This window comes from Mesorhizobium sp. B4-1-4 (genome assembly GCF_006439395.2).
Taxonomy (GTDB): Bacteria; Pseudomonadota; Alphaproteobacteria; order Rhizobiales; family Rhizobiaceae; genus Mesorhizobium.
The window spans coordinates 1,041,963-1,054,261 of record NZ_CP083950.1 but is presented as its reverse complement, the minus strand read 5'-3'; the positions used below and the strand labels follow the sequence as shown (position 1 = coordinate 1,054,261).

The window sequence follows — 12,299 nt, the reverse complement described above, 5'->3', positions numbered from 1 at the left end:
CCGCATGGCCGATATCGCTATTCTCGAAACACGCGAAAGGGTTCTCGGCGGAATCCTTTTGACCGGCGCCGCCTACTTGCTGTTTTCGACGCAGGACGCCTCGATCAAGCTGCTGGTCACCGGCCTGACGGTCTGGCAGATCATGTTCTTCCGCAGCATCACCGTTCTCGGCGCTTGCGCGGTGATCGGCGGGCGGGCGCTGTTTGTCGACACGGTGCGCTCGCCGATCGTACGGCCAATGCTGGTGCGCAGTGCCTTCACGCTCGCCGCCTGGCTTTGTTATTATAATGCCGCCCGCAGCCTGCAGCTCGCCGAACTGACCACTGTCTACTACGCGGCCCCGATCATCGTCACCGTGCTTTCGGTGTTCTTGCTCGGCGAAACGGTGCCGTTGTTGCGCTGGCTGGCGGTATTGATCGGCTTTGCCGGCGTCTTCGTCGCTTGCGACCCCACCCATCTCGGTCTGTCCGTTCCGGTGCTGCTGGTACTGGCGGCGGCTCTCCTATGGGCCATCGCCATCGTACTCCTGCGCAAGACGGCGCTTGCCGAACGCTCGATGGTCCAGCTCCTTCTCAACAATTTCTATTTCCTGGTGTTTTCGGCGGCGCCGGCTCTGTTGTGGTGGCATGCGCCGGATCTGCCTCAGTTGCTGCTTCTTGCCAGCGTCGGCGCGCTCGGCGGCCTGGCGCAATATCTTCTCTTCGAAGGCATGAAACGCACGCCGGCATCGATCCTCGCCCCACTCGAATATAGTTCGCTATTGTGGGCGTTCGCGCTCGGCTTCGCGATCTGGGGCGACGTGCCGCGCCGCGAGGTTTTCCTGGGCGCCGCCCTTATCGTCGCCGCCGGCCTGCTGATCGTGGGCGGCGAGCATTTCCGCAAGCGGTTGTGATGTGGATGGCCTTCACTGCTGACATGACGATGGCAGGACATGGCGAGATAGGCTGGCGGCATGACTGACATGGCGGCTACGACCGAGACCACCGAACGCACGCTTGGCATCATATTGGTGTCGTCATCGGCTGCCGTGTTCGGTCTGACCGGTGTGCTGACCAAGTCGATCCATGCCGATCCGCTGACGATCACCTGCTGGCGCGGCTTTGTCGGCTCGATCCTGATCAGCCTCTATGTGCTGTGGCGCCGCAACCGCTCGGGCAGCCGTGAAACACTGCGGCTTGGCTGGCGCGGCTGGCTGCTGGCGGTGGAAGGCGCGCTCGCCAGCATCGCCTTCATTTCCGCCTTCAAGTTCACTTTCGTCGCCAATGTCGCGGTCATCTATGCGACGTCGCCCTTCATTGCCGCCCTGCTGGCCTGGGTGCTGGTACGCGAACCTTTCCGCCTGCAGACGATGGTCGCGGCCGCCGTCTCGTTATGCGGCGTGGCTATCATGGTCTGGTCGGGGTTCGGCACCGGGAAGCTGTTCGGCGACGGGCTGGCGCTGCTGATGACGATCGGCAGCGCGCTCTACATGATCATGGTGCGCGCCTTCCGCGACACGCCCGTGGTGTGGGCCGGCGCGGTTTCGGCCTTCCTGTTGTTCATGCTCGGCTGGTTTGTCACCGATCCCCTGGCCGTCTCTGCAAGGGACGCCGTTCTGCTTGTAACGTTCGGCGCTTCCTTCGCATTGGCTTCCATCCTGTGGACGGAGGGCGCACGGCTTATCCCGGCGCCTGAATCCGGCCTGCTCGGCTCGGCGGAAGTGCCGTTCGCGATCCTGTTTGCCTTCCTGTTCCTGGCCGAGATCCCACCGATGGCCAGCATGATCGGCGGTGCCATCGTGCTCTGCGCGGTGTTCGCCCATGCTGGCCGCGACTGGCTGGCCGCCCGCTCCCAACAGGTCGCGTCAAATATTTCTTAAAAAAGTGACACGGTCACGGAACCATTACCGGACTCGGACATTATTGGTGCGACGGGCCACCCCCCCAAGTCCCCCCAAACCCCTCGGCCCGTCCTACTCCCAGCCGACCGCAAGGTCGGCTTTTTCTTTGCCAAGAGGTGGCGGAGAGTTCAGCCTGGTCGGCATGGAGCCCGGGTAGCGGGCGCTTGAAGGCAGCATGACGTCTTCTTCCCACATTGACCTTCCTCCCACATCGTCTAGGTTCTGCCTCGACGCAGCCGCAAAAGAGCCGCTATAATAAAAATCGTTGGGAGAGAAGCTGTATGATCCTGACACTGGCGCTGCTTGCGGGCCTTGTTCTGGCCTGGTTGCTGATCGGCGTGGTAGAGAAATTCCGCCTCGGCCTGCGCTTCAGCCAGGCGCTGCTTTATGTCCCATTCAAGCTCGCCTACCGGATCGCCGACAACCGCATCAGGATCGCCCGCAAGGCGCAGGTTCCGGTCATCTATGTGATCTCGCATCAATCGCGCTTCGAGCCCGCGCTGATGCTGTCGCTGTTGCCGGATGACACGCTGCACATACTCGACGAGATCTCTGCGCGCTCGCCTTGGCTTGAGCCATGGCGCGAGCTTGGCCGCACCATCGCCTTCAATGCCGAGCATGTCTTCGTCAGCCGGCGGCTGGTGCGGGTACTGAAGGGCAAGGGACGTCTTGCCGTCTACCTGCCGGATGCGGTCGAGCCTGACGTCAAGACGTTTCGGCTGTTTCGTGCCGTCACCCGAATCGCCATGCAGGCCGACGCCCGCATCGTGCCGATCTTTGTCTCCGGTACGCGCAGCCTGCCTGTGTCGCTGACGCCGGCCAGCAAGGCGCCGCGGCACTGGTTCCCACGGCTCTCAATCAGCACGCTGGAGCCGATGACCATCGCCGAGCTGGTGGCGCGCAACCCCGACCAGGCTTCGAACACCAACGCGCTGTTCGACCGCGTCGCCGAGGCGCGGCTTTTCGGCACGGACCTCGATCGTGGCCTGTTCCTGGCCATGCGCGGTGCCGCGACCCGCGTCGGCGCCTCGCATCCGATCATCGAGGATGTCATCTCCGGCGCGTTGAGCTACCGCCGGATGTTCATCGGTGTGCGCGTGCTGGGCAGACGCTTCGAGGCGGTGACGGCGCCAGGCGAGGCGGTGGGCGTGATGCTGCCCAACGCCAATGGCGTCGTGCTGTCGTTGGTCGGCCTTCTCTCGGCCGGCAGGGTGGCGGCGATGATCAACTACACCGCCGGGCCGGCGAGCGTCACGGCTGCCGTGCGCACAGCCGTCATCCGTACCGTTATCTCTTCACGCGCCTTCGTCGAGAAGGCGGATCTTGCCGATATTGTCGCTGCGGTCGAAAAGGGCGGCGCCAGGCTGCTGTGGCTGGAAGATCTGCGCGGCAGCGTTAGCACGCTCGACAAGCTCGCCGCCGCCTTGTTTTGGCGCGTGCCGCTGCAGCGGCAGGATGCGGCCAAGCCGGGGGTAATCCTGTTCACCTCGGGTTCTGAAGGTACGCCCAAGGCGGTGGTTCTGTCGCAAAGGAACCTGCTCGCCAACGCCATGCAGGCCGAGGCGCGCGTTACCATTTCGCCGGCGGACATCCTGCTCAACGTACTGCCGGTGTTCCATTCCTTCGGCCTGACGGGCGGCACCATCCTGCCGCTGGTCACCGGCGTAAAGCTGTTCCTCTACCCCTCGCCTCTGCACTACAAGATCATCCCCGAGATCGCGCGCAAGGTGAAGCCGACGATCATGTTCGGCACCGACACGTTCCTCGCCAACTATGCACGCACGGCCAAGGACGGCGATTTCTCCAGCCTGCGCTTCGTCGTCGCCGGCGCCGAGGCGGTCAAGCCGGAAACCCGCCGTGTCTATCGCGAGCGGTTCCAGGCCGAGATCATCGAAGGCTTCGGGCTGACCGAGGCAGCACCGGTGGTTGCCGTCAACACGGCGATCCACAGCCGAGACGGCACGGTCGGGCGGCTCTTGCCGGCCATGCGCATGAAGCTGGAGCCGGTCGAGGGCATCTCGGATGCCGGCCAGTTATGGCTCGACGGACCCAATCTGATGATGGGCTACATGACCGCGGACCGCCCCGGCGAGTTGCAGCAGCTGACTGGCTGGCACGACACCGGTGACATCGTCGCCGTCGACCGTGAAGGGTTCATCACCATTCGAGGCCGTGCCAAGCGCTTCGCCAAGATCGCCGGAGAGATGGTGTCGCTGGGCGCCGTCGAGATGCTGGTGCAGTCGCTGTGGCCGGAGCAGCGCCATGCGGCGGTGGCGGTGCCGGACAAGAGGCGCGGCGAGCGCATCGTGCTGGTCACCACCGCCGACGATGCCAATCCGGAAGAGCTGCGTCAGTTCGGCAAGAAGGCCGGGGCAGCCGAATTGATGGTGCCGAACGATATCATCAAAGTGGAAGAAATCCCGGTGCTCGGTTCCGGCAAGACCGACTATGTATCGACCAGAAAGCTGGCGATTGACAGGCTGGGGCTCGGGATCGCGGCCTGAATCAGATCAACAACTTCGGCGTAGCCCTTAACCTATGTCCGAAGGCGGAACCTTCTCGCCCTCGAGCTTGGCACGCTTGGAATAGGCGCGCACGGAAAACGGCAGGAAGATCAGATAGCCCGCGACCGAGGCTGTCAGCGTGTACCAGGGATAGGTCATCAGCAAGAGAATGTAGAGCACGACGGCCAGGATCACCGGCAGCACGCGGTCGCCGGGAATCTTGACGCTTTTGCCGGAATAGACGGGCAAACGGCTGACCAGAAGAAAGGCGACCAGAATGGTGAACGCTGTGGCGATGAAGGCGGCCGGGCGGCTGGGCTCCAGCCCGAGTCGCAGGAAATAGAGATAGAGCGGCAGCATCACCAACACGGCGCCCGCCGGCGCCGGCACGCCGACGAAATACTCGGACTGCCATAGAGGACGCTCGGCCTTCTCGTCGTCGAGCACATTGAAGCGGGCAAGCCTGAGCCCGCAGGCGATGGCGAACAAAAGCGCCGCGATCCAGCCCGGCGAGCCGGCGCGGTCGAGCAGGAAGGCATAAAGCACCAGGGCCGGCGCAACACCGAAATTGACGATGTCGGCCAGCGAGTCCATCTGCGCGCCGAACTTGGACGTCGCCTTCAGCATGCGCGCCAGTCGCCCATCGATGCCGTCGAGGAAGGCGGCCAGCAGCACCATGACCACCGCGGTTTCAAAACGGTTTTCGAAGGCGAAACGGATGCCGGACAAGCCCGCGCAGATAGCAAGCACGGTGACCAGATTGGGCAGCACCATACGCATCGGGATCTCGCGGATGCGCGGGCCGCCGCTGGCATGGGCCTCGAATTTCTTGAACGGCGCGCCCACCGCTTACGAAATCCTGACCAAAGGCGTGCCGGTGACACCGCCGAATTCGGCCAGCACGGTTTCGCCACCGACCGCCGTCTGGCCAACGGCAACGCGCGGCGTGGCGGTCAAGGGCAGGAACACATCGACGCGCGAGCCGAAGCGGATCAGGCCGAAACGCTCGCCGATGGCGATCGAGCCACCGGCCTCGGCCCAGCAGACGATGCGCCGCGCCACAAGGCCCGCGATCTGGACAGCGGCCACCGTGCCGTTGGGGCTCTCGATGACAAGACCGTTGCGCTCGTTCTCGGTGCTGGCCTTATCCAGTTCGGCGTTGAGGAATTTTCCGGGCCGATGTTCGATCTTGGCAATGCGGCCGCGCACGGGGGCACGGTTCACATGGCAGGAAAAGACGTTCATGAAGACCGAGATGCGGGTCATCTCGACATTGCCGAGGCCAAGCTCGCGTGGCGGCACGGCCGGGCCGACCGCGGAGACGATGCCATCGGCGGGGCTCACCACCAGGCGATCGTCAACCGGTGTGACGCGCTCAGGATCACGGAAGAAGTAGACACACCAGGCGGTCAGGATCAGGCCGATCCAAAACAGGATCGACGAGAAATAGCCGAGGAAAAGGGTCGCCGCGCCGAAGGCCGCGATGAAGGGATAGCCTTCGCGATGGATCGGTACGAACGCGTTCTTGACCGTGTCGACAAGGCTCATGGGGTGGGGGCGGTCCCTGTTTCAGGTCCGGCCTCAATAGCGGAAAGCCCCCCTGCCCGCAACGCAACAATGGCGGGAGGATGGGACGGGCCGGATGTGGTGACGAATATGCCGGGCGCGAACCAGATGACTTAGCCCGCCGCAACGTCGAGACAATACCAGCAGTCGTCGGAGACAAAAGCCCTTTGGCTCATCTTCTATCATTGGATGGGGAGGCCCGCGCTACACAGCCACCGGGCGCCGACTGTGTTGGACGGCCTCTTACACCTGCGGCACGCGCTGATAATTGCCGATGTCGGCTCGCACTCCGAGCCGGGCGATCGTCTCCTGCGGATTGAAGGCGATGCGCTCATGCGCGGCCTTGACAATCGGCACGACATTGTCGACGGCCGCCTGGCTTTCCCATTCGACGATCGTCACCAGGTTGAATTCGCCCGGCCCCGAAAATTGCTCGAGCACGAAATCCTGCACGAAACCCTGCTGCTGGCGCAGCAATTCGTGGGTTGTCCTGACCTTGACGAGTATCTCCTCGCGGGCGGCGGCGGGGACGACGAACTTGTCGACCCTGAACACGGTGCCGCCGTTTACATTCTGATTTATGTCGTTCATTTCAATTCTTCCGTTCTTGAACCGTGGTGTTTGCGGGCTCCAGGAACGGCGTACAATCTCAACTTAAGTTGAGGTCAAGCGCAAAAAATCAATTTACCTCCGATGTCCGCCGGCGAACGATGACGCCGAACTCGTCGCCTTCGCGGGCGCGGCGCAGCCGCTCTTCGGCTTCGGTCGCCTCGCGCTGGCGGTCCCACATCGAGGCGTAGAGGCCGTGCTTTCGCATCAGTTCGATATGGGTGCCGCGCTCGGCGATCTGGCCGTCCTTCAGCACGATGATCTCGTCGGCGGAAATCACCGTCGACAGCCGGTGAGCGATCACGATGGTGGTGCGCCCCTTGCTGACGAGGTCGAGCGCGGCCTGGATCTCCTGCTCGGTGTGGCTGTCCAATGCCGAGGTCGCTTCGTCGAGCATCAGGATCGGCGGCGCCTTCAGGATGGTGCGGGCAATCGCGACGCGCTGCTTCTCGCCACCGGAGAGCTTCAGCCCGCGCTCGCCGACCATCGACTTGTAGCCGTCCGGCAGCTTCTCGATAAACGGCCCGATCTGGGCGAGTTCGGCGGCCTTGCGCACTTCCTCCTCGCTGGCACCAACGCGGCCATAGCGGATGTTGTAGGCGATGGTGTCATTGAACAGCACCGTGTCCTGCGGCACCATGCCGAGCACCGCGCGCAGGCTATCCTGCGTCACATCCCGGATGTCCTGGCCGTCGATCAGCACCTGGCCACCCTGCACGTCGTAGAATCGGAACAGCAGCCGCGAGATGGTCGATTTTCCGGCGCCCGACGGTCCGACAATGGCGACCGTCTTGCCTGCTGGAACTTCGAAGCTGACGCCCTTCAGGATCTTGCGGTTCGGATCGTAGGAGAAATGCACGTCGCGGAACTCGACCTTGCCAGCACCGACGGCCAGCGGCTTGGCATCGGGCTTGTCGACAATCTCCTGCGGCACGTCGAGCAGGTCGAACATGTGCTCGATATCGGTAAGGCCCTGGCGGATCTCGCGGTAGATGAAGCCGATGAAGTTGAGCGGCACCGAAAGCTGCACCAGCATGGCGTTGATGAAGACGAAATCACCCACGGTCTGGGTGTGGGCCTGCACCTCCAGCGCCGACATGCACATGACGACCACCGTGCCGAGGCCGAAGATGAAGCCCTGGCCGAAGTTCAGCCAGCCGAGCGAGGTCCAGGTCTTGGTGGCGGCGATCTCATAGCGCGCCATGGAGCGATCGAAGCGCTCGGCCTCCATTCGCTCGTTGGTGAAGTACTTCACCGTCTCGAAATTGAGCAGCGAGTCGATCGCCTTGGTATTGGCGTCGGTGTCGCTGTCGTTCATGTCGCGGCGGATCGAGATGCGCCAGTCGCTCGCCTTCACCGTGAACCAGACATAGACCCAGACGGTCACCGCCACCACGGCCACATATTTCCAGCCATAGGTGAAACCGAATATGCCGGCGGTCAGCGCGAATTCGAGGATGGTCGGGGCGGTGTTGAGCATGATGAAACGCACGATTGTTTCGATGCCCTTGGTGCCGCGCTCGATGATGCGCGACAGACCGCCAGTGCGGCGCTCCAAGTGGAAGCGAAGCGACAGCTGATGCATGTGGACGAAGGTACGAAAGGCAAGCTGACGCACCGCATGCTGGCCGACCCGGGCAAACAGCGCATCGCGCAACTGGTTGAAGCCGAGTTGAACCAGCCTCAGCACGTTGTAGGCGATGACCAGCATCACCGGGGCGAGCAGGAACGACGGCAGCGGCGGTGGCGTTTTGAAGCCGCCCGCCAGCGCATCGGTTGCCCATTTGAAGAAATAGGGGCCGGCGACCAATGTCACCTTGGCAACGACAAGCAGCAGCGTCGCCCAAGTCACCCGTGCCCTGAGATCGGCACGGTCGGCCGGCCACATATAGGGCCAGAGGTTACGTAGCGTCGTGAGAGTTGAGGTGTCGGCGGAGACGGTTTTTTCGGCCACTTTTCTTGCCCTTGGGTGAGAGGATCAGCGGCCGGAGCAGCAGGAATTGACGAGTGCGCTCAGCGATGCCGAAACATCGGCAAGCGCTGCTTGGTCGACCTTATAGCGGGAGCGCTGACGATCCGGCTCGAACCGGACCAGGCCGGCCTCGACCAGTATCTTGAGATGCTGGGACACGGTCGACTGCGCCAGATCGAAACGGTCAACGACCTCGCGGCAGCAGCAGGAATTGCTGGCCGAGAGGTGCTTCAGTATCTCGATACGCGCCGGATGCGACAGTGCAGCGAACCGCGCCGCGACAGCCCTGCTATCGGGGATGCAGTTGGGCAGAGCGCCTGCGCGGTCTGGTTCAAGGACGGATTCTGTCATCGTTCATCGGCGATAGACGATGAACGATGACAGGGCAAGCTAGACCGATGGGTAGATCGCCTGAATTGCCGACCTTTTTCCTACTGCTTCTTCGCCGGCGCCGTCGTCGCCTGCTCACCTATCGCCTTGAGGTCGGCGGCTTCGCCTTCCTTGGACTTTCCCGGGACCTTGAACACCTGACCGGGCCAGATGCGGTCAGGATTCCTGATCTGATCCTGGTTGGCGAGGTAGATGGTGGAGTAGCGCATGCCATAGCCGTAGACGCGCCGCGAAATCCGCCACAATGTGTCATGGCGGCGAATAATGACGGCGCCGCCGGCATGTTCGAGTTTGGGCGCCACGGTTTCGGGCACGTCGCTTGGCGGCGTTGCGGCCGCGACAACGGCCGGAGCTTCAGTGGCAGGTGCGGCCGGCTTTGCTTCGGCCGGTTTTGCCTCCGCGGGCTTGGTATCCGGGGCCACGGCGGCGACCGCCTCGCCCGGCTCTCGCTCGAACGGCACGGCGGCACGGGCCACGACCTTCACCCCGTCGGCATCGAGGCCGTCGACATGGATGGTATAGCTGCCGACCGGAACGTCCCGTGTAGCTTCGACAAGGAAATGCCCGTCGGGCGATGTCTGTGCATCACCGAGCAGGATGTCGTTGGCATAGGCGCGGACCTTGCGGCCCGGATCGGCAAGGCCGGCGACAAAGATCTTGTTGCCGTCGATCTCGACCGCCTCGACGACGATCTTGGGTTCACCCACGGATACGGCGGCCTGAGCTGCCGGTGCCGGCGCAGTTGCAGCCGGCGATTCGGTGGCTGGGGCGGCCGCTCCTGCGACAGCCTGGTTGCCGGCAGTCTGTGCTTCCGGTTTCTTTTCGGGCGCGGGAACTGTGAGCAGTTCGGCCGGCTTGCCCGGCTCCTCGACCATGGCCAGAACCTGGCCGGAGGCAGTCGCGGGAACCGAGACGACAGCGGTTTGCGCCGAGGTCGTCACGATACTGCCGGTCGTCGAACGCAGTGCAATTGTATAGTCGCCGGGCTTCAACGGATCGTCGAGCACGATGACAAAAGCGCCATCGGGACCCGCCACCGCCGAACCGAGCACCGGCGCGCCGTTGAGGATCTCGACCTTCGAGCTGGGCGCCGCATTGCCGGCGACGACGATCGAGCCATTGGCCTCGACACGCACGACATCGAAAGTCGGCGTGACCGGACCGGCCGTTGCGGGCGCTGCCGCACCGGTTGTGGGGGCGGCCGGAGCGGTCGTTGCCTGCGCCGGCAGGCGCGCTTCCGTGCCCGCGTCCGTAGGTTTCGGTGCCGCTGGCGGTGTCAATGCCGCGACTTCCGGCGGTTTACGATGAAGATAAGGGTCGAGTGCGCCCGACACATAGGCTGTTCCCACGGCCGCGACGGTCCCACCCGCCGCGAACAAGAACGCCTTTAATGGATTGATTGCCATGTATTTCGCTACCCCTTAGCCACCTAATGCCGGTCTAGCGTGTTTTGCCACGACCGACAAGAAAAAGCCCGCCCTTGTTGGCCCTTGGGGCTTGACCGCGCTTTCAGACCCAATCACCAATCATCGGTATGAACACGATTCGATCCGTCTGCGTCTATTGCGGCTCGTCTCCGGGCCGCGATGAAACTTACGCCAAGGCCGGCCACCTGCTCGGGCGCTCGCTCGCGCGCTCCGGCCTCAGGCTGATCTATGGCGGCGGCACCAAGGGTATCATGGGCGCCGTCGCCGAAGGCGCGCTCAAGGCCGGCGGCAAGGTGACGGGCATTATTCCCCGCTTCCTGATCAACAGGGAAGCAACCGAAACCGCGCTCGACCGGCTCGACGAACTGTTGATCACCGACAACATGCACGAGCGCAAACATAGAATGTTCGAGAAATCCGACGCCTTTGTGGCGTTGCCAGGCGGCATCGGCACGGTCGAGGAGATCGTCGAGATCATGACCTGGGCGCAACTCGGCCACCACCGCAAACCGATCGTGTTCGGCAATGTCGGCGGTTTCTGGGATCCGATGCTGACACTGCTTGATCACATGACCGCAGAGGGTTTCATCCACACCGCGCAACGGGTCAAGCCGCTGGTCGTCAACGACCCCGAGGCCATCGTCGCCGCCATCATGGTGGCCGGCTCCTCCGTCGACGCACCAACCGAGGGCGTACAGTCGGTGATCGACAAAATGTGAGGCTAGGGAATAGGCAGTAAGGCAGTAGGGAATGACGGCCCCTACTGCCCTACTGCCCTACTGCCCTACTGCCCTACTGCCCTACTGCCACCGCATTGCTGCTCGTCGACACACTGTGATCGGCTGTCAAGAAACCGTCACACGGAAACGGGTCCGCGCGTGCTAGAAAACGCGGTAAGGTAGCCGCCACGCGGCGCTACGTCCGAAACTTGCATCTGGCACTATGCTCATGGATACCGCCCTCGCTCCGGAAGGCACCGACCTGTCGCCTTACCTGCCCGACGAGCACGGGCTGTTCTTCCTCTATCATTTCACCGCTGATGGCTCCCGCACGAAGGACCCCGTGCAGGCGCACTGGACCTGCCGCAGCTACCAGATCACCGATCTGCATGCACGCCAGGAGATCGGCGCGGAGAAGGCCCTGCCGGCCCCGGCGCGCGATGCTTTCCTGGCGCCAAGTCATGGCTGTCACATCGACTATGAGGATGGCTGGCTCTATGGCGATTTGCCGGACCTCAAGCACGACTTTTCGGAGGCACGCGGGCTCGTCCATTTCCGCTTTGCCTTTAACGACACGATGTTGATAGGCGCTCGCAAGCAGCCGCTGGAGTCAGTCGACGCGGTTCGCAAGGCGGTGGAAAATGGATCACGCAAATTCCGCTCGCCGTCGGACCTGATCGAGGCCGTCATGGGCCAGTCGCTCGACGGCATGGCGAGCGAACTCGGCAAGCTCGGCGATACGCTGGACGGCATTGAGGACCGCGTCGTGCGCGATGCATGGCACAATGAGCGGCAAGCGCTGGTCGAGGCGCGCCGGCAGTTGGTGGTCATCCACCGGCAGATGGCGACGCTCACCAATCTGTTCAGGCATCTCGACCATGCGCATCGCGACGAGCTGCCCGACCCCATAAACGACATGGCCGCAAGGCTCTCGCACCGGGCGCAGACCCTCTTCCACGACGGCGAGCAGCTGCAGGCGCGCACGAGGCTGCTGCAGGACGAACTGATGGCGAAACTGACGATGCAGTCGAACCAGCTGCTCTACGTTCTTTCAGTGCTGACGGCGGTGCTGCTGCCGATGACCATCATCTCGGGCCTCTTCGGCATGAATGTCGGCGGGCTGCCGCTGGTCGATACGCCAATGGGCTTCTGGATTGTGACGGCAGTGTCGGTGGCCATCGCGGCGGCCACCTATCTTTTTGTCAGGCGCCTTGGCCGGGGACTGTAGCGGCA

The 12,299-nt window shown here is 63.3% G+C and carries 11 protein-coding genes; 5 read left to right on the top strand and 6 right to left on the bottom strand.

What is annotated here, in order from left to right; translation table 11 throughout:
* Positions 1–4 precede the first annotated feature (4 nt).
* The 3 genes from FJW03_RS04845 to FJW03_RS04835 all read left to right on the top strand — a co-directional run bounded on the left by FJW03_RS04845 (position 5) and on the right by FJW03_RS04835 (position 4,383).
* Complete coding sequence (locus FJW03_RS04845) at positions 5–892, top strand: DMT family transporter (RefSeq protein ID WP_140767497.1); 888 nt, start codon at positions 5–7, stop codon at positions 890–892.
* Between the two features lie 60 nt (positions 893–952).
* Positions 953–1,858, top strand: coding sequence for a DMT family transporter (locus FJW03_RS04840; RefSeq protein WP_140767496.1), 906 nt, complete (start codon positions 953–955; stop codon positions 1,856–1,858).
* Between the two features lie 302 nt (positions 1,859–2,160).
* Complete coding sequence (locus FJW03_RS04835) at positions 2,161–4,383, top strand: AMP-binding protein (protein ID WP_140767405.1); 2,223 nt, start codon at positions 2,161–2,163, stop codon at positions 4,381–4,383.
* Between the two features lie 27 nt (positions 4,384–4,410).
* Here the strand turns inward: FJW03_RS04835 and pssA are convergent, their stop codons facing one another.
* From pssA to FJW03_RS04805, 6 genes are all read right to left on the bottom strand, one after another.
* On the bottom strand, positions 4,411–5,229 hold the full coding sequence (gene pssA / locus FJW03_RS04830) for a CDP-diacylglycerol--serine O-phosphatidyltransferase (RefSeq protein WP_140613392.1): 819 nt from the start codon (positions 5,227–5,229) through the stop codon (positions 4,411–4,413).
* A 3-nt stretch (positions 5,230–5,232) separates the two neighbouring features.
* Positions 5,233–5,931: a phosphatidylserine decarboxylase gene (locus FJW03_RS04825; RefSeq protein WP_140613393.1), complete on the bottom strand. Its 699-nt coding sequence runs from the start codon at positions 5,929–5,931 to the stop codon at positions 5,233–5,235.
* A gap of 261 nt (positions 5,932–6,192) precedes the next feature.
* A complete protein-coding gene (locus FJW03_RS04820; RefSeq protein WP_140767404.1) occupies positions 6,193–6,540 on the bottom strand; it encodes an antibiotic biosynthesis monooxygenase in 348 nt (115 codons plus the stop codon).
* 88 nt (positions 6,541–6,628) lie between these two features.
* Positions 6,629–8,512, bottom strand: a complete 1,884-nt coding sequence (locus FJW03_RS04815; RefSeq protein WP_140767403.1) for an ABCB family ABC transporter ATP-binding protein/permease — start codon at positions 8,510–8,512, stop codon at positions 6,629–6,631.
* 24 nt (positions 8,513–8,536) lie between these two features.
* Positions 8,537–8,881 (bottom strand): ArsR/SmtB family transcription factor, encoded by a 345-nt coding sequence (locus tag FJW03_RS04810; protein ID WP_140613398.1) that lies wholly within the window; start codon positions 8,879–8,881, stop codon positions 8,537–8,539.
* 80 nt (positions 8,882–8,961) lie between these two features.
* Positions 8,962–10,326 carry a LysM peptidoglycan-binding domain-containing protein gene (locus tag FJW03_RS04805; protein ID WP_140767402.1) on the bottom strand — a complete coding sequence of 455 codons (1,365 nt, stop codon included), beginning with the start codon at positions 10,324–10,326 and terminating at the stop codon, positions 8,962–8,964.
* 128 nt (positions 10,327–10,454) lie between these two features.
* Here FJW03_RS04805 and FJW03_RS04800 point away from each other — a divergent pair, with 128 nt between their 5' ends.
* Positions 10,455–11,066 carry a TIGR00730 family Rossman fold protein gene (locus FJW03_RS04800; RefSeq protein ID WP_140613400.1) on the top strand — a complete coding sequence of 204 codons (612 nt, stop codon included), beginning with the start codon at positions 10,455–10,457 and terminating at the stop codon, positions 11,064–11,066.
* Positions 11,067–11,295: 229 nt separating this feature from the next.
* On the top strand, positions 11,296–12,294 hold the full coding sequence (locus FJW03_RS04795) for a transporter (RefSeq protein WP_140767401.1): 999 nt from the start codon (positions 11,296–11,298) through the stop codon (positions 12,292–12,294).
* Positions 12,295–12,299: the final 5 nt, after the last annotated feature.

Bases quoted from the DNA above. Each gene is read 5' to 3' on its own strand.
- FJW03_RS04835 (WP_140767405.1), top strand. From the start codon at position 2,161: ATGATCCTGACACTGGCGCTGCTTGCGGGCCTTGTTCTGGCCTGGTTG.
- FJW03_RS04805 (WP_140767402.1), bottom strand. From the start codon at position 10,326: ATGGCAATCAATCCATTAAAGGCGTTCTTGTTCGCGGCGGGTGGGACC.
- FJW03_RS04820 (WP_140767404.1), bottom strand. From the start codon at position 6,540: ATGAACGACATAAATCAGAATGTAAACGGCGGCACCGTGTTCAGGGTC.
- FJW03_RS04800 (WP_140613400.1), top strand. From the start codon at position 10,455: ATGAACACGATTCGATCCGTCTGCGTCTATTGCGGCTCGTCTCCGGGC.
- FJW03_RS04840 (WP_140767496.1), top strand. From the start codon at position 953: ATGACTGACATGGCGGCTACGACCGAGACCACCGAACGCACGCTTGGC.
- FJW03_RS04795 (WP_140767401.1), top strand. From the start codon at position 11,296: ATGGATACCGCCCTCGCTCCGGAAGGCACCGACCTGTCGCCTTACCTG.
- FJW03_RS04845 (WP_140767497.1), top strand. From the start codon at position 5: ATGGCCGATATCGCTATTCTCGAAACACGCGAAAGGGTTCTCGGCGGA.
- FJW03_RS04810 (WP_140613398.1), bottom strand. From the start codon at position 8,881: ATGACAGAATCCGTCCTTGAACCAGACCGCGCAGGCGCTCTGCCCAAC.
- FJW03_RS04825 (WP_140613393.1), bottom strand. From the start codon at position 5,931: ATGAGCCTTGTCGACACGGTCAAGAACGCGTTCGTACCGATCCATCGC.